We start from the raw sequence: 17,419 nt of genomic DNA, 5'->3' as shown, positions 1-17,419 counted from the left end.
TTATTGAATCATCATCGAATCATCACGGAGAGAAGTAACATGAGCGGAATCAACAAGATCGTACTGGCTTACTCGGGTGGACTGGATACATCGGCCATCATTCCCTGGCTCAAAGAGCACTATGACGCCGACATCATCGCCTTCGTGGCCGACGTCGGTCAGGAGCGCGACGATCTGGAAGGGATCGAGCAGAAGGCGATCGCCTCCGGTGCCACCAAGTGCATCATCAAGGATCTGCGGGAAGAGTTCGTCAAAGAGTACGTCTACCCGACCCTGAAGACCGGCGCCGTCTATGAAGGCACCTATCTGCTGGGCACCTCAATGGCCCGTCCGGTGATCGCCAAGGCGATGGTCGAAGCGGCGCTGGCGGAAGGGGCCGATGCCATCTCCCACGGTTGCACCGGCAAGGGTAACGATCAGGTGCGTTTCGAAGGCGCGGTCGCCGCACTGGCGCCCCAGCTGAAAGTGATCGCCCCGTGGCGGATCTGGGACATGCGCTCCCGGGAAGATCTGCTCTCCTATCTGGAGACCCGCAACATCCCCTGCAAGGCGACACTGAAGAAGATCTACAGCCGCGACGCCAACGCCTGGCACATCTCCACCGAGGGTGGCGAGCTGGAGAGCACCTGGAACGAGCCCTCCGAAGCGGTCTGGCAGTGGACCGTACCGGCCGAACAGGCACCGGATCAGCCGGAGTACGTCAAGCTGACCGTGGCGCAGGGTGAAGTGGTGGCCGTTGACGACCAGCCGCTGAGCCCGCACCAGATCCTGATGACCCTGAACGAGCGTGCAGGCAAGCACGGCGTGGGCCGCATCGACATCACCGAAAACCGGATGGTGGGGATGAAGTCCCGCGGCTGCTACGAGACCCCGGGCGGTACCGTGATGGTCGCCGCGCTGCGTGCCGTGGAAGAGCTGGTACTGGACAGACCGACCCGCGCCTGGCGGGAGAAGCTGGGTGCCGAGTTCTCCCACCTGGTCTATGACGGTCGCTGGTTCACCCCGCTGTGCAAGGCGATCCTCGCCTCTGCCAACGCCATCGCCGAAGATCTCGACGGTGAAGTGGTGCTGAAGATGTACAAGGGGCAGGTCAGCGCGGTGCAGAAGAAGTCGCCGAACAGCCTCTACTCCGAAGACTTCGCCACCTTCGGCGCCGACGAAGTGTATGACCAGAGCCATGCTGACGGTTTTATCCGCCTCTACACCCTGGCCAGCCGGATCCGCGCCATGAAGGAGCAGCATCAGGCCATCGGTGGCGACCACACCCACGGTTAAGCCGCTGGCGTTAATCTGCTGGTACCGAAGAGGGGGCATGGCCCCCTCTTCTACGGGCAGAGGGCATAACCCCTGACCCATCAGCGGCGGGTGTGACAAGCGCGGCAGCGCCCCGGCCGCTTCTGTGAGATAACAGGGGCTGGGTGAATATGATGCTGACGTATTTTCTCCCTTCTCCCGCTTACGTGGAAAACAGGGGGAGAAGGGTTGGGGATGAGGGGGGAATTACCCTCACCCTAGCCCTCTCCCAAAGGGAGAGGGAACCGATTCGCAGTTGCTGGATGTGACGTGACCAACGGCAACAGCACTCCTCACCTCCGCACTGTTATGCAGGAAAATACAGGGCAAGATTTCTGCGCGCAGGCCAAGAGGCCGCGCGAGTACGGCAGGCGAAAACGCCTACCGACAACACATTCAAGGAGAGCAGTATGGCACTTTGGGGTGGACGCTTCAGTCAGGGAGCCGATAGCCGGTTCAAGCAGTTCAACGATTCGCTGCGGTTCGATTACCGGCTGGCGGAGCAGGATATTCAGGGCTCCATGGCCTGGGCCCGCGCGCTGGTGAAAGTGGGTGTATTGACTGCCGATGAGCAGGGCAAATTGCAACGGGCGATGGAGGTGCTGCTCACCTCGGTGCAGCAGGATCCGCAACAGATCCTGAGCTCGGATGCCGAAGATATCCACTCCTGGGTCGAGAGCCAACTCATCGCCGCCGTCGGCGATCTCGGCAAGAAACTGCACACCGGTCGCTCGCGCAACGATCAGGTCGCCACCGACCTGAAACTCTGGTGCAAGGCGCAGGGCGAGCTGCTGCTCGGCTCCATCACAGCCCTGCAGCAGGGGCTGGTCGCCTCCGCTCGCACCAATCAGGCCGCCGTGCTGCCAGGTTACACCCACCTGCAGCGGGCCCAGCCGGTCACCTACGCCCACTGGGCACTGGCCTATGTGGAGATGCTGGAGCGGGACTACTCCCGGCTGCAGGATGCCCTCAAGCGGCTCGACACCAGCCCGCTCGGCTGCGGCGCGCTGGCGGGCACCGCCTACGCCATCGACCGCGAAGCGCTGGCGCAGGACATGGGCTTTGCCGCTGCCACCCGCAACAGCCTGGATTCGGTCTCAGACCGGGATCACGTGGTGGAGCTGATGCACGTGGCGTCCCTCTCCATGACCCACCTGTCGCGCTTTGCCGAAGATCTCATCTTCTACAACACCGGCGAGGCTGGGTTTGTCGAACTCTCCGATGCGGTTACCTCCGGCTCCTCCCTGATGCCGCAGAAGAAAAACCCCGATGCGCTGGAGCTGATCCGCGGCAAGACTGGCCGTGTGGTCGGCGCCCAGATGGGCATGCTGATGAGCCTCAAGGCGCTGCCGCTGGCCTACAACAAGGACATGCAGGAAGACAAAGAGGGGCTGTTCGATGCCCTCGACACCTGGCACGACTGCCTCGATATGGCAGCGCTGGTGCTGATCGATCTGAAAGTGAATGGCGAGCGCACCATGGCGGCGGCCCAGGGCGGCTACGCCAATGCCACCGAGCTGGCAGACTATCTGGTAGCCAAGGGGATTCCGTTCCGTGAAGCGCACCATATCGTCGGCGAAACCGTGGTATTCGCCATCAGCGTGGGTAAACCGCTGGAGGAGCTCTCCATCGGCGAGTTCCAGCGCTTCAGCCCGGTGATCGCGTTCGACGTCTACCCCAATCTGGAACTGGAAGCGACCCTAGCCAAGCGGGTCGCCAAAGGCGGCGTCGCCCGCGAGCAGGTAGAGGCAGCCCTGACCGCCGCAGAGCAGTGGCTGGCCCAGCGAGCGGGTTAATCCACGCTAATCGTCATCCAGAATAGCAAGCAAAACGGCAACCTCGGTTGCCGTTTTCTCAGGCGGCGGCAAGCCCGAAGCTTACTCAACCGGTTTATTCTTGCGGCTCGCCTTGAGTTCGAGGAACTCGATGATCTTGCCGGCCACATCCTTACCGGAGGCGGCTTCCACCCCTTGCAGGCCGGGGGAGGAGTTCACCTCCAGCACCAGCGGGCCGCGGGCGCTACGCAGAATATCCACCCCGGCCACGTCCAGCCCCATGATCTTGGCGGCCTGCACGGCAGTGGCACGCTCTTCCGGCGTGATCTTGATGGCTTCGGCGGTGCCGCCCCGGTGCAGGTTGGAGCGAAACTCCCCCGGCTGGGCCTGGCGGCGCATGGCGGCCACCACCTTGCCGTTGACCACCAGGCAGCGGATGTCGGCGCCGTTGGCCTCGCGGATGTACTCCTGCACCAGAATGTTGTTGTTGGTCTGGATAAAGGCTTCGATCACGCTCTCGGCGGCTTTCTGGGTCTCGCACAGCACTACGCCAATCCCCTGGGTTCCCTCCAGCAGCTTCACCACCAGCGGCGCCCCGCCCACCATGGTGATGAGGTCGGGCACATCGTGGGTGCTGTGGGCATAGCCGGTGATGGGCAGGCCGATACCGTGGCGGGAGAGCAGTTGCATCGCCCGCAGCTTGTCGCGGGAACGACTGATGGCCACCGAGCTGTTGAGGGACATGGTATTCATCATCTCGAACTGACGCAGCACGGCGGTGCCGTAGGCGGTAATGCTGGCACCGATCCGGGGGATCACGGCGTCATAGCTTCCCAGCTCCCCACCCTCGTAGTGAATGGAGGGGTTGTGGGAAGCGATATTCATATAGCAGCGCAGGGTGTCGAGCACCTCTACCTGATGACCGCGCGCCTGTGCCACCTCGACCAGACGGCGGGTGGAGTAGTTTTTCGGCTCACGGGATAAAATGGCGATCTTCATGACAATTCCGCTAGAAGGCTGTGCCTGGGCAGGATGGGGCGGGAGAGTATAAGGTGCCACAACGCCAAGACAACGCCAATTGTTTATCCTGACAACAAGACAAACCACGCCAAACCGCACGCAACCCGGTCACTGTGACCAACAAGTTAAACGGCGGCTCTGCGCAGGTTGTTCAACCCGAGCAAGGATGCCGCCGTTTCTCGTTAAAGATCAACCGATGTCACGCGGGAGTCAGTTCAGGTTTGGCCCCAGCCAGCGCTCGGCCTCTGCCAGCGTCATCCCCTTGCGAACGGCGTAATCTTCCACCTGATCTTTCTGGATCTGCGCCACCGCGAAGTATTTGCTCTCGGGGTGGGAGAAGTACCAGCCCGACACCGCCGCCCCCGGCCACATGGCGTAGGATTCGGTGAGCTGCATGCCGATGGCCTGCTCCACCTCCAGCAGTTCCCAGATGCTCCCCTTCTCGGTGTGCTCCGGGCAGGCCGGATAACCGGGGGCCGGACGGATGCCCTGATAGTTTTCGCGGATCAGCTCCTCGTTGCTGAGGGCTTCATCGGGGGCATAACCCCAATGTACCTTGCGCACCTGCTCGTGCAGATACTCGGCAAACGCCTCGGCCAGACGGTCGCACACTGCCTGAATAAGGATGGCGTTGTAGTCGTCGTGCTCTGCCTTGTAGGCCTTGGCGATGGCCTCTTCACCGATGCCGCCGGTCACCGCGAAGGCGCCGATCCAGTCGGGCTTACCGCTCTCTTTCGGCGCCACATAATCCGCCAGACAGTAGTTGGGGAAGCCCTGCTTCTCGCTCTGCTGGCGCAGGTGGTGCAGCACCTTGATGACCTCGGTGCGCGACTCGTCGCTGTAGACCTCGATGCTGTCCCCCACCCCGTTGGCCGGGAACAGGCCGATGATGCCGGCGCAGCGCACGCTCTGATCCTTTTCCAGCTGATCCAGCATGGCGTTGGCGTCGGCAAACAGCTTGGTCGCCTCCTCGCCGATGATCTCGTCCTCAAGGATGCGCGGATACTTGCCCGCCAGCTCCCAGCTGAGGAAGAACGGCGTCCAGTCGATGTAGGGGCGCAACACCGAAATGGCCACATCTTCGAACTTCTGCACCCCGAGCTCGCGGGGCTTCGGCGGCTGGTAGCCAACCCAGTCCAACTGATGCCGGTTGGCACGGGCGTGGGCCAGACTGACCGGGCGGGAGCGCGGCTGCTTGCGGGCATGCTGATCCCGGGCGATCTCGTACTCCTTGTCGATGCGGGCGACAAATGCCTCCTTGAGATCCGGGCTGAGCAGGCTCTGGGCCACCCCCACCGCGCGGGAGGCGTTGGAGACATAGACCACAGGCTCCGAGTAGTTCTGCTCGATCTTCACCGCAGTGTGGGCCTTGGAGGTGGTAGCACCGCCGATCAGCAGCGGCAGCTTGAAGCCCTGACGCTCCATCTCCTTGGCCACGTGCACCATCTCGTCCAGGGACGGGGTGATGAGACCCGACAACCCGATGATATCGGCGCCGACCTCCCGCGCAGTCTTGAGAATGGTCTCGCAGGAGACCATGACCCCGAGGTCGACAATCTCGAAGTTGTTGCACTGCAGCACCACCCCGACGATGTTCTTGCCAATGTCGTGCACATCCCCCTTCACGGTCGCCAGCACTATCTTGCCGTTGCTGGAGCCGCCCGACTTTTCCGCCTCGATATAGGGCTGCAGATAGGCCACCGCCCGCTTCATCACCCGCGCCGATTTCACCACCTGGGGCAGGAACATCTTGCCCGCGCCGAACAGGTCGCCGACCACGTTCATACCATCCATCAGCGGCCCTTCGATGACGTGCAGCGGCTTCTCGGCGCCAGCGCGTGCCTCTTCGGTATCCTCTTCGATAAAGTCGGTGATCCCCTTGACCAGTGCGTGCTCCAGCCGCTTGCCCACCGGCCAGCTGCGCCACTCCTGATCCCGCGGATCCTCCGCCTGGGCACCGGCACCGCGATACTTCTCGGCGATGGCCAGCAGCTCCTCGGTGGCATTGTCATTGAGGTTGAGCACCACCGCCTCGACCTTCTCTTTCAGCTCGGCCGGAATGTCTTCATAGATGGCGAGCTGACCGGCGTTGACGATACCCATGTCCATGCCGTTCTTGATGGCGTGGTAGAGGAAGACAGCGTGAATGGCTTCGCGCACCGGCTCGTTGCCGCGAAACGAAAACGAGACGTTGGAGACGCCGCCGGAGATCATGGCGTGGGGCAGGTGGGTTTTGATGTCCTTCACCGCCTCGATAAAGTCCACCGCGTAGTTGTTGTGCTCGTCGATGCCGGTCGCCACTGCGAAGATGTTGGGGTCGAAGATGATGTCTTCCGGCGGGAAACCGACCTGATCCACCAGGATCCGGTAAGCCCGCTGGCAGATCTCGAACTTGCGGGCGCGGGTGTCGGCCTGGCCCGCTTCATCGAACGCCATCACGATGACGGCGGCGCCATAGCGGCGCAGCAGTTTCGCCTGCTCGATGAATTTATCTTCCCCCTCTTTCATGGAGATGGAGTTGACCACCGGCTTGCCCTGCACGCACTTGAGGCCCGCTTCCAGCACCTCCCACTTGGAGGAGTCGATCATCACCGGCACCCGGGCGATATCGGGCTCACCGGCGATAAGGTTGAGGAAGCGCACCATGGCCGCTTCGGCGTCCAGCATCCCCTCGTCCATATTGATGTCGATGATCTGGGCGCCGTTCTCTACCTGCTGCTTGGCAACATCGAGGGCCTCGTCGTAGAGCCCTTCTTTTATCAAGCGCTTGAACTTGGCCGAACCGGTAACGTTGGTGCGCTCCCCCACGTTCACGAACATGGACTCGGGAGTGATGATAAGGGGCTCGAGGCCCGACAGCCGGCAGGCCACCGGCAGTTCGGGTGGCACGCGAGGCTTGATGCCTGCCACGGCATCGGCCATGGCGCGAATATGGGTCGGGGTGGTGCCGCAGCAACCGCCCACCAGGTTGAGGAAGCCGCTTTGGGCCCACTCGCGGATATGCTCCGCCATCTCGACGGCATCGAGATCGTACTCGCCGAACGCATTGGGCAGACCGGCGTTGGGGTGGGCGCTGACGCAGGATTCGCTGATCCGGGACAGCTCCTCCACATACTGGCGCAGCTCGTCCGGCCCCAACGCACAGTTGAGGCCGAACGAAACGGGTTTGACGTGGCGCAACGAATGGTAAAAGGCTTCGGTGGTCTGGCCCGAGAGGGTACGGCCGGAGGCATCGGTAATGGTGCCGGAGATCATCACCGGCAGGCTGTAACCCAGCTCCTCGAACACCCCTTCCACCGCGAAGGCGGCCGCCTTGGCGTTGAGGGTGTCGAAGATGGTCTCGATCAGGATGATGTCGGCACCGCCCTCGATCAGGGCATGGGTCGATTCGGTATAGGCGGCCACCAGCTGGTCATAGGTGACGTTGCGCTTGCCGGGATCGTTCACATCCGGCGAGATGGAGGCGGTGCGGTTGGTGGGGCCCAACACCCCTGCCACGAAGCGCGGCTTGGCGGGATCTTTTGCCGTCCACTCGTCGGCCACGGCGCGGGCCAGACGGGCGGCCTCCCGGTTGATCTCGGCCGAGAATTCTTCCATCTCGTAATCGGCCATGGCGATGCGGGTAGCGTTGAAGGTGTTGGTCTCGAGAATGTCGGCCCCGGCGGCACAATACTGCTCGTGGATCTCGCGGATCACCGCCGGACGGGTCAGCACCAGCAGATCGTTGTTGCCCTTGATGTCGGTATGCCAGTCGGCAAACCGCTCACCCCGATAATCCGCCTCCCCCAGCTTGTAGCCCTGGATCATGGTGCCCATGGCCCCGTCGATGATCAGGATCCGCTCACTGAGGCAGGCTTCCAGCTTCCTTGTTACGTCCGACTGCTTGCTCGGCTCTCTGCTCGACATTTCGTTCGACACCGCGTCTTCCTCTTACATCCATGCAACTGCGTAAACCGCATCCTAACAGCAAACCTCAAAAATGGAAATCTAGCCATCTACAAGTCCACACCACCTGCATATACTCACTTATGGGTAATGAGTAACAGGGGGCCCCAGAGTACCCTATGCCGATCCTCGAAGAAGGATACGAGCTTGCTGTCTACTAAAGAGAAAAATAACCATGAGCGTCTACTACACACTCTGCTTTCTGGCGGCGTTGGCGATCTTTATCGCCTTTGCCAACCAGTATGTGGTGAAGATCCAGACCACCATCGCCATCACTGCGGGCTCCATGCTGATCTCCGCACTCATGGTGCTGTTCGGCAAACTGGGTTGGTTCAACCTGGAACCCCTGGCCATCGAAACCATGAAGAGCATCGACTTCCAGAACTTCCTGTTGAAGGGGATCCTGGGCTTCCTGCTGTTCGCCGGCGGCCTCGGCATCAATCTAAAGGCGCTGCGTAGCCAGAAGTGGGAGATCACCATCCTGGCTATCATTGCTACCCTGCTCTCAACCTTCATGATCGGCTACGGCTTCTGGTTTATCGCCAAGCAGCTGGGTTGGGAGTTGCCGCTGGTCTACTGCATGCTGTTCGGCGCGCTGATCTCCCCCACTGACCCCATCGCCGTACTGGCCATCGTCAAGAAGATGCAGGCACCGCCCCAAATCGCCATCCAGATCGAGGGGGAATCCCTGTTCAACGACGGTGTGGGTCTGGTCATCTTCGCCACCGTGTTTGCGGTGGCCTTTGGCGGCGTCGAGCCCACCTTCGGCAGCGTGGCAGGACTGTTCCTGCACGAAGCCCTCGGTGGCATCCTGTTTGGTGCCCTGCTGGGCCTTATCGCCCACGTCATGATCAGCGCCACCGACGACGGTTCTCTCGAACTGCTGCTCACCCTCTGCATCCCGACGGCAGGGTTTGCCCTGGCCAACATCATCGGCGTCTCCGGTGCCCTGGCCATGGTGGTGTGCGGCATCATGATCGGTAACTGGACCCGTCACTCCGGCTTCTCCGAGCAGAGCAGCCATCACCTGGATCATTTCTGGGAGTTGATGGACCAGTTCCTCAACGCCCTGCTGTTCCTGCTGATCGGTCTGGCGCTGGTACTGCTGGATCTCGCCTGGCGTGACTGGATCCTGCTGGTCATTGCGGTGCCGCTCTGCCTGGGCGCCCGCTTTATCAGCGTGTCGCTGCCCTATGTGGCTTTCCGCCGATTCCGCAATTACAACACCTTCTCGGTGCGGATCCTCACCTGGGGTGGTCTGCGCGGTGGTCTGGCGATGGCGATGGCACTGGCGCTCCCCTCCGGCGTCATGATGATCCCGGAACATGGCGTCGACCTGCGTCAAGTCATCCTGGTGATGACCTACTCGGTGGTGATGTTCTCCATCGTGGTACAAGGCATGACCATCACCCCGATGATCACGGCCGCCAAGAAGGCCTGTGGCGACTACTGAGTCGGCCCACTGTGCTGATTGCAGAAATTGAGAGAGGGCGCCTGTCGGGCGTCCTCTTTTGATGGCTGATAGCTGCGGATATTTGCTACTGATAGCACCTTGATTACACAGAAAAAAAGTGTCTATTTCCCGAGAACGGCAAATTATTGTTTGCTTTTTATGCATTTCGAGGAGAGAATGCGCACCGGCTAGTTAATCAGCCCTGTTTATGTTTGCCCTGCAATGCTTCACCTCACGATGAATCCTGTCAGTACCCGCATAACCTTCTTCTGATTTACTCGCCTTGAGAACCGTCAGGCTGTCTGCCTGCGTTGCCCGGCTCTCACGGTGCAGACCCGATCTGCCCACCCAATTTGATTTATGCATCAGCATATTCCTTGAAAGTGCAGACGCCCCTTAACCGGGCTGGGTATTCCTGCGCGCTTGTCGTTCACCCAATCGACCGCGCCCATTGACCTGACATTTGCCAATACAAGGAGCAAACACCTAATTTATATAGAGAAATACCATGATGAAAGCAGTACAAACACACAAGCCCCTGCGTCGTAGCAAGCCCATCAACCTGCCTGTGCAAGAGCACGACAATGATGCGTTTCTGATCCAGTTCAGCACCCGCTTCAGCGGCGGTTTCGCCATCTCCTGTGATGGTATCGCTGGCGAGTTCTCCATCGAAGACCTCAACTGATCCTGCCTGCCCTCCGGCAGCGCCCGATGCAGACAGGCCGCAACTCACGGCGGCCTCTTTGCTTCTCTCACGCCTTTCGCCAGACCCGGCCTCTTGCTGTCACTCAGCCTGCCCTGCCACCTCGCCATTCGCTTGCCAGCTCTCTGACCTTGAGCACTACTCCAGCAGCAGACACTCCTCTTCATCTTCGCTCAACTTGACCAGACGACTGCGCACCAGCCCCAACTTGGCCAGCAGGCCGATGGATCGCTCGTTACCCGGCGTGACAATGGCGACCACCTGCCCGATCCCCAACCGGTTTTTGCCATCAACAAGGGCGGCCTGCGCCGCTTCAATGGCGTAACCCTGACCGCGATACTGCGGCAAGAAGGCATAACCGATATCGACCTGCTCCAGGGTGTCGCGCTTGATCAAACCGCAGATACCGAGGCTGGCACCATCCTCCTTGCGCTCCACCAGATAGAGGCCGTGACCATAGCGGGCATAGCTGACTGCCGGCCCCTGCTGGATATACTCCTGCGCCTGCTCCAGGGTGCGAATGCCCCGATCACCGATATAGCGATAAAAGTCGCCGTCATTGAGTAGCTCAAGAATGAAAGGGGCGTCGGTGGCGATCATTTCACGCAGGATAAGGCGGGAGGAGGTAATCATGACAAGGGCTCTCAAACGGCAAGTGAAGGACAAAGAGTGCCCCGCCAATACTGGGCTGGCAAGCCTGTGGCACCGTCAGCCATGAAAAAGGGGCCGTGTTGGCCCCTGATGAGATGGGATAAACGGGTTCAGGCAGCCAGCAATCCGGCATAGCCATTACCCTGCTCGCGCAGCGCAGTGAACTGGGTGGCACAATCGGCCCAACTCAGCCCCAACAGGTCTGCCACCTTGTGAGGCCATTCGGGGGGCGCCTCTTCCGCCACATCGGATTGCGCCGCCAGCACTATGGCCAGATGGATGAGCCCAGCCTCCGGTGAAAACGCCTTGGCCAGCATGGGGTTGTAGTGATACTCCACCGCTGTACTGATGGTGTCGGGGAACTTCCAGTAACGCGCCATGGCCGCTCCTACCTGGGCATAGTTGAAGCCAACCACCAGCTCCTCAGCCTTGGTCCGCCCCTGGTGCCGCTCCAGACCCTGAATGTGATGAACGGTATTTTCCGGCAGCCCCACATGCATCACCAGGCGGCCGAGATTGTGCAGCAGAGCGCAAGTAAAGACCTCATCCCCCTTCATTCCCTTCTGCACCGCCAGACGGCGGGCCAGCTCAGCCACATTGAAGACGCAGCCCCAGAAATGTTTGAGGTCTATGCCGGGCACAGCCTTGACCGATTCGGTGAGCCCGCAGGCCAACACCATGTTGCGCACCATGGCCAACCCCAGCCGTACCGCAGCCTCATTGACGGTGCCGATCTGGCGACTGCTGCCAAACTTGGCCGAATTGGCCAGACGCAGCAGCTTGGCGGAGATAACCGGGTCCTTGTTGATCAACTTGCTGATCTTGAGCAGATCCGGATCCTTTTCATTGAAGGTCTGAATCAAATCGCGCATCACTTCGGGGATCTGTGGCAGCAACCTGGGCTCGGCCAGCAGGGAATCTATCGTGGGCATAAGCGTGTCCATCCATGTGATCTCGGTTCCAACCTGTTTGCCTTGGCAAACTCCCGTTAATTATGGGCAATCAAAGAGCACAGCTCCGGATTGTTTGCATTGATGGTAAACGGAGGCACCTCCACTTCGGGTTATACTGCTCACCTCACTCACTGATGCGATGATCCGATGAACGACACTCAGGAATTTTTTGACGAAGAGACGCTGCTGGAGATGGTGGAGAATCAGCTCAACGATGGTCACCCGCCCCATGTGAAGGCGACCCTGATGCGGCTGGTGATGAAGGGCACCCCGCGGGAAGAGGCGCTGCAATATATCGCCTGCGCCCTCGGGGCCGAGCTGATGGCGATGGAGGCCGAGCAGGGCCCCTTCAATCTGACCCGTTACGGCGAGTTCCTCGACAGCCTGCCCGAGATGCCGTGGGCAGACGACTGACCCAAGCTGGATGACGGATACAAAAAGGGCGGGTGCCAATGGCCCCGCCCTTCACATCTATGAATGCGCCTGCAAAAGGGGACATCTGACGCCCGATAATTACTCTTCGAGTGGCAGCAGATCGGTAAAGACAAAGCCGTCACGCAGCACTGTCTCGCCGGCCCGAATGGCGAGCGGACGAGAGAACATGGGGCCATCATAGGCCAGGGTGTGAAACTCGCCGTTCTCGCCGCACGGATCGACCCCATCCGGCAACCCCGCCAGCAACATCTCGTCATAATCGTGGCCACCCAGGCTGGCATCCAGCTTGTTCGGATCGAGCACACTGATCCGCGCCTTCAACCCAGCGGCCACCATCTGCGACGCCAGTTCACGGGTATTGCTGCCCCACAGCGGGAACAGTGGTTCGATGCCGGTGCCTGCCAGCTGCTGTTCACGGTAGGCACGCACATCCTCAAGGAACAGGTCGCCAAAGGCCATATGGCGGATCCCCTGCGCCACCACATCGGCGATAAAGCCTGTCATGATGCGGCCGTAATCCTCGTTGCTGCAAGGCCAGGGCAGATCGATAGTGATGAGGGGCAACCCGACGCAGGCGGCCTGCTCGGTCAACAGCTGCTTACGCACCCCGTGCATCGCCACCCGCTCAAATGCCTGATTGAGGGTGGTAAACAGCCCCACCACCTCGATGGCGGGGTCTTGCCGCAACTGATGCAGCGCCCACGCACAATCCTTGCCACTGCTCCAGGAGAGCAGCACCCGTTTCTTTTCCATCAATTCTCCGCCAGCGGGGCGCTCTGGTTTACCAAACGCTCCGGTTTTCCCAAAAAGGTTGCCCAAAAAGATGCAAGACAGTGTTGCGAATTGCGCGATTTACACACAAGCAACGGGCAGCATACTCTCGATCACCTGCATATGCCCCCTTTAGCGGGGCGACAATAACTAAAAAAACCGATGGGAAACATACGGATATGACCACAACTGCACCACAACACGATCACGCCCGCCCGCTCAATCGACAGGATTACAAAACCCTGAGTCTGGCAGCCCTCGGCGGCGCACTGGAGTTTTACGACTTCATCATCTTCGTCTTCTTCGCCGTGGTCATCGGCGAGCTGTTCTTCCCCGCCGATATTCCCGAGTGGTTGCGCCAGTTCCAGACCTTCGGCATCTTCGCCGCTGGCTATCTGGCCCGCCCGCTTGGCGGCATCATCATGGCCCACTTTGGCGATCTCATCGGTCGCAAGCGGATGTTCACCCTCAGCATCATCATGATGGCGCTGCCCACTCTGCTCATCGGTTTACTACCCACTTATGCGGTGCTCGGTATCGCCGCCCCCCTGCTGTTGCTGCTGCTGCGGATCCTGCAAGGCGCCGCCATCGGCGGTGAAGTGCCGGGCGCCTGGGTGTTTGTCGCCGAGCACGTCCCTGCTCGCCGGATCGGCATCGCCTGCGGCACCCTCACCGCCGGATTGACAGCCGGCATCTTGCTCGGCTCGCTCGTCGCCACCGCGATTAACCGCAGCATGAGCCCACTCGAGGTGAGTGAATGGGGCTGGCGACTGGCCTTCGTGCTGGGCGGTATTTTCGGCATCCTGGCCATGTATCTGCGCCGCTGGTTGCACGAGACCCCGGTCTTCGCCGAGATGCAGGCCAACAAGACCCTGGCTGACGAGTTGCCTCTCAAGACGGTGTTGCGTAGCCACAAAGGCAGTGTGGTGCTCTCCATGCTGCTCACCTGGCTGCTATCCGCCGGTATCGTGGTGGTGATCCTGATGACCCCCACCTATCTGCAGAAGGTCTATGGCATCAGCCCGGCGGACGCCCTGACCGCCAACTCGCTGGCCATCGTCGCCCTGACCCTTGGCTGCATCCTCTACGGTCGGCTGATCGATAGCCTTGGCAGCGGCCTCACCTTTATGCTCGGCTCATTGCTGCTGGCAGGCGCCAGCTACGCCTTCTATCACGGTCTGGCAGCCGGAACGAGCCAGCTGGTGCCGCTCTACATGCTGGCGGGCTTTGCGGTCGGGATCGTCGGTGCCGTGCCTTACGTGATGGTCAACGCCTTCCCGCCGGTAGTGCGCTTCTCCGGGCTGTCGTTCTCCTACAACGTGGCCTACGCCATCTTCGGCGGCCTCACCCCCATGCTGGTCACCCTCTGGATGAAGAGCGACATGCTGGCCCCCTCCCACTATGTGGTCAGCCTGTCGGTGCTGGGTTTTGCCATCGGCCTCTGGCTCTGGTTCCAGCAACGGGCCATCCGGCAACAGCAGCCCCAACCGGCCTGAGCCCAAGCCCCGAACCCGGTTCGGGGCTTTTTTGTACTGCTGGTGTTCAGGTTGACCAGCATAAGATAGCCTCCCTCCGGGGTCAGCCAGCTGGTCGATCCCCTGATGTTCACTCTTTAGCCGAGGCTCAACATGTTCTTTCAGGTCGTCTTTCTCGCCTTGCTGGCCCTGCTGCCCATGGTCAACCCGCCCACCACGGCCACCCTGCTGCTGGGACTGAGCAAGGGAATGTCACGCGAACACGTGCGCCGTCAGGTCAACCTGGCAGCCCTCTATCTGTTCTGCACCCTCTGCATCACCTTCTTTATCGGATCCTCGATCCTGGATCTGTTCGGGATCTCCATTCCGGGCCTGCGCCTGGCCGGCGGCCTCATCATCGGCTTTATCGGCTTTCGCATGCTGTTCCCCGCTCCCAGCCAGCAAAGCGGGGTCGATATCAACCAGAGCATTGCCTTCGTACCGCTCACCATGCCCAGCATGTGCGGGCCGGGCACCATGGCGCTGGTGATAAGCGGGGCCGCCCAGATTGCCGAGCTGCCTGACGAGTACAACCGCCTCACCATCTACGGCGCCATGATCACTGCGTTCGCCCTGATGAGCCTGATCAGCTGGGGGGTGTTGAAGCTGGCAGATCCGGTCTGCAAGATCCTTGGCGCCACCGGCATCGATGCCATGACCCGCATCATGGGCTTCCTGCTGGTCTGCATGGGTATGCAGTTTTGCATCAACGGCATCAAGGAAGTGGCACAGGATCCGGTATTCCACGGCGGCCAGTCCGTGCAAACCGCACCGGCGCCACCTCAGGTTTCCGGTGCAATTGATCAACTGCCACAGAAGCCCGCCAGCTCTAATTGAAAACGGTATCAAAAAGTCCCTGACTATCTGCACTGATCTTGTTCCTGATCATGTTATTGACACAGAAATGGGTTAGTTTGTTTTTTATACAGACTACATTCAGACGGACGCTGATAGGTTTGTTGATGAATACCCACTCAACTTCAGGAGAGTATGCTGATGGACAAGATACTGACCGAAATAGGGAGCCATAGCCTGTTTCATGAGTACCTGAACGTGGTTGGGATTGCGAGCCCATCCCTCGCCAAGATTGAGCAACGCTGGGAATATAAAGAGCAAGAGCAGCTGGTTGCCAAAATCCAGATCGATAAACAGGGCAATGCCCGTTACTTCATCGACGCCCGCGCCATCTCGGTCAACTGATACCGAATAACCCGCCAGCCCCGGTCCACCGACCGGGGCTTTTTGTTATTTGCGATACCCTGAAAAGCAAAACCCCGGCGAGGGCCGGGGCTTGAATGCATCGGGTTGCACCGCGGCGCGGCTAACCCAGCCTACGACGTGCCACCCACGGTGAGCTGATCCAGTTTGAGGGTGGGCTGACCGACACCGACCGGCACGCTCTGCCCCTCCTTGCCGCAGATGCCGACCCCGCGATCCAGCGCAAGATCGCTCCCCACCATGGAGACCTGGCTCATCGCCTCGGGGCCGTTGCCGATCAGGGTCGCCCCCTTGATGGGAGCGGTGATCTTGCCATCCTCGATGAGGTAGGCCTCGGAGGCGGAGAAGACAAACTTGCCGGAGGTGATGTCCACCTGGCCGCCACCGAAGTTGGGGGCATAGATGCCCTTCTTCACCGAGGCGATGATCTCCGCCGGATCGTACTGACCCGCCAGCATGTAGGTGTTGGTCATGCGCGGCATCGGCAGGGCGGCGTAGGATTCGCGGCGCCCGTTGCCGGTGAGTGGCACACCCATCAGGCGGGCGTTCTGCTTGTCCTGCAGATAGCCCTTGAGGATACCGTTCTCGATCAGCACGTTGTAGCCCCCCGGCGTCCCCTCGTCATCAATGGAGACGGAGCCGCGTCGACCCGGCAGGGTGCCATCATCGACTATGGTGCAGTGCTTGGAGGCCACCTGCTCGCCGATGCGGCCAGCAAATGCGGAAGATCCCTTGCGGTTGAAGTCCCCCTCCAGACCGTGGCCCACCGCCTCGTGCAGCAGCACGCCGGGCCAGCCGGAGCCCAGCACCACCGGCATGGTGCCGGCTGGCGCGTCGATAGCTTCCAGATTGACCAGTGCCTGACGCACCGCTTCGCGCACATAGCCAAAAGCGCGGCTCTCCAGCCCATCCAGTTCGAGGAACCAGTCGTAACCAAAGCGCCCGCCGCCACCGGCACTGCCACGCTCGCGGCGATCGCCCTTCTCGGCGATCACGGTCACCGACAGCCGCACCAGCGGACGCACATCGGCGGCCAGGGTGCCGTCGGTCGCGGCCACCAGCACCTCTTCGTAGACGCCGCTGATGGAGGCCATCACCTGATTGATGGCGGGATCCAGACTCCTGGCGAACTTGTCCATCTGCTCCAGCAGGGCAATCTTCTGCTGCTTGTCGAGGGTCTGCAGCGGATCCATGGCTGGATAGAGCAGGTTCGCTTCGGTGCGCGCCCACGCCTTCACCTTGCCGTGCGCACCGGCTGCGGCGATGCCGCGAGCGGCGGTCACCGACTGTTGCAGCGCCAGCAGGCTCAGCTCGTCCGAGTAGGCGAAACCGGTCTTCTCACCGCTGACGGCGCGCACCCCGACCCCCTGATCGATGTTGTAGCTGCCATCCTTGACGATGCCGTCCTCCAGCATCCAGGACTCGTGCCAGCTGCGCTGGAAATAGAGATCGCCGAACTCCACCTGATGGCTCATCAGGCTGCCGAGCAGCTGCTGCAGGCGCCCTTCGTCAAGATCATTCGGGGCCAACAGGGAGGCACTAACCTGGCTCAATAGACTCAATCTTCTTCTCCACTCTCGTAACGAGATGTTTTAAATCGTCTTGCCGACGGGTTGGCAACAAGCCGCACCATCACAACAAACGGCTGCGTTTCAATTTCTCTCCACACCTTCAGAGCAAACGGGCGC

At 60.8% G+C, this 17,419-nt stretch carries 14 protein-coding genes; 8 read left to right on the top strand and 6 right to left on the bottom strand.

The genetic code is table 11. The features are described from left to right. Window positions 1-39 precede the first annotated feature (39 nt). Together BN1117_RS16700 and argH are read left to right on the top strand one after the other, a co-directional pair. Window positions 40-1,275 (top strand): argininosuccinate synthase, encoded by a 1,236-nt coding sequence (locus BN1117_RS16700; protein ID WP_040099217.1) that lies wholly within the window; start codon window positions 40-42, stop codon window positions 1,273-1,275. Window positions 1,276-1,703: 428 nt separating this feature from the next. Beyond that, a complete protein-coding gene (gene argH, locus BN1117_RS16695; RefSeq protein ID WP_040099215.1) occupies window positions 1,704-3,089 on the top strand; it encodes an argininosuccinate lyase in 1,386 nt (461 codons plus the stop codon). 81 nt (window positions 3,090-3,170) lie between these two features. Here argH and rimK read toward each other — a convergent pair whose 3' ends face one another. Together rimK and metH are read right to left on the bottom strand one after the other, a co-directional pair. Next, entirely contained in the window at window positions 3,171-4,067 is an 897-nt protein-coding gene (gene rimK / locus BN1117_RS16690; protein WP_040099213.1) for a 30S ribosomal protein S6--L-glutamate ligase, read from the bottom strand. A 231-nt stretch (window positions 4,068-4,298) separates the two neighbouring features. Then, the gene (metH, locus tag BN1117_RS16685; RefSeq protein ID WP_040099211.1) at window positions 4,299-7,994 is read right to left on the bottom strand and encodes a methionine synthase; all 3,696 of its coding nucleotides are present in this window, start codon (window positions 7,992-7,994) and stop codon (window positions 4,299-4,301) included. A gap of 214 nt (window positions 7,995-8,208) precedes the next feature. On the opposite strand from metH, the gene BN1117_RS16680 reads away from it, so the two are divergent. Both BN1117_RS16680 and BN1117_RS19540 read left to right on the top strand, forming a co-directional pair. Beyond that, window positions 8,209-9,486 (top strand): cation:proton antiporter, encoded by a 1,278-nt coding sequence (locus BN1117_RS16680; protein WP_040099209.1) that lies wholly within the window; start codon window positions 8,209-8,211, stop codon window positions 9,484-9,486. A gap of 508 nt (window positions 9,487-9,994) precedes the next feature. Further along, window positions 9,995-10,171, top strand: coding sequence for a hypothetical protein (locus tag BN1117_RS19540; protein WP_005340085.1), 177 nt, complete (start codon window positions 9,995-9,997; stop codon window positions 10,169-10,171). A 156-nt stretch (window positions 10,172-10,327) separates the two neighbouring features. On the opposite strand, the gene BN1117_RS16675 is transcribed toward BN1117_RS19540, so the two are convergent. After that, complete coding sequence (locus BN1117_RS16675) at window positions 10,328-10,822, bottom strand: GNAT family N-acetyltransferase (RefSeq protein ID WP_040099208.1); 495 nt, start codon at window positions 10,820-10,822, stop codon at window positions 10,328-10,330. Window positions 10,823-10,950: 128 nt separating this feature from the next. Next, complete coding sequence (locus BN1117_RS16670; RefSeq protein WP_040099206.1) at window positions 10,951-11,772, bottom strand: HDOD domain-containing protein; 822 nt, start codon at window positions 11,770-11,772, stop codon at window positions 10,951-10,953. Window positions 11,773-11,940: 168 nt separating this feature from the next. Here BN1117_RS16670 and BN1117_RS16665 point away from each other — a divergent pair, with 168 nt between their 5' ends. Beyond that, window positions 11,941-12,207: a hypothetical protein gene (locus BN1117_RS16665; protein ID WP_040099204.1), complete on the top strand. Its 267-nt coding sequence runs from the start codon at window positions 11,941-11,943 to the stop codon at window positions 12,205-12,207. A gap of 99 nt (window positions 12,208-12,306) precedes the next feature. Here BN1117_RS16665 and BN1117_RS16660 read toward each other — a convergent pair whose 3' ends face one another. Further along, the gene (locus BN1117_RS16660; protein WP_040099202.1) at window positions 12,307-12,981 is read right to left on the bottom strand and encodes a Dph6-related ATP pyrophosphatase; all 675 of its coding nucleotides are present in this window, start codon (window positions 12,979-12,981) and stop codon (window positions 12,307-12,309) included. A gap of 197 nt (window positions 12,982-13,178) precedes the next feature. Between BN1117_RS16660 and BN1117_RS16655 the strand changes: the two genes are divergently transcribed. From BN1117_RS16655 to BN1117_RS16645, 3 genes are all read left to right on the top strand, one after another. Continuing rightward, a complete protein-coding gene (locus BN1117_RS16655) occupies window positions 13,179-14,495 on the top strand; it encodes an MFS transporter (RefSeq protein ID WP_040099200.1) in 1,317 nt (438 codons plus the stop codon). A gap of 132 nt (window positions 14,496-14,627) precedes the next feature. Continuing rightward, window positions 14,628-15,350: a MarC family NAAT transporter gene (locus tag BN1117_RS16650; RefSeq protein WP_040099198.1), complete on the top strand. Its 723-nt coding sequence runs from the start codon at window positions 14,628-14,630 to the stop codon at window positions 15,348-15,350. A gap of 159 nt (window positions 15,351-15,509) precedes the next feature. Beyond that, window positions 15,510-15,713: a hypothetical protein gene (locus tag BN1117_RS16645; protein ID WP_040099284.1), complete on the top strand. Its 204-nt coding sequence runs from the start codon at window positions 15,510-15,512 to the stop codon at window positions 15,711-15,713. Between the two features lie 131 nt (window positions 15,714-15,844). Here the strand turns inward: BN1117_RS16645 and tldD are convergent, their stop codons facing one another. Beyond that, entirely contained in the window at window positions 15,845-17,293 is a 1,449-nt protein-coding gene (tldD, locus tag BN1117_RS16640; RefSeq protein WP_040099196.1) for a metalloprotease TldD, read from the bottom strand. Window positions 17,294-17,419: the final 126 nt, after the last annotated feature.

The organism is Aeromonas australiensis, from assembly GCF_000819725.1.
GTDB classification, from domain to species: Bacteria; Pseudomonadota; Gammaproteobacteria; order Enterobacterales; family Aeromonadaceae; genus Aeromonas; species Aeromonas australiensis.
The sequence above is the reverse complement of the archived record's forward strand: the minus strand, read 5'-3'. Positions and strand labels throughout refer to the sequence as shown.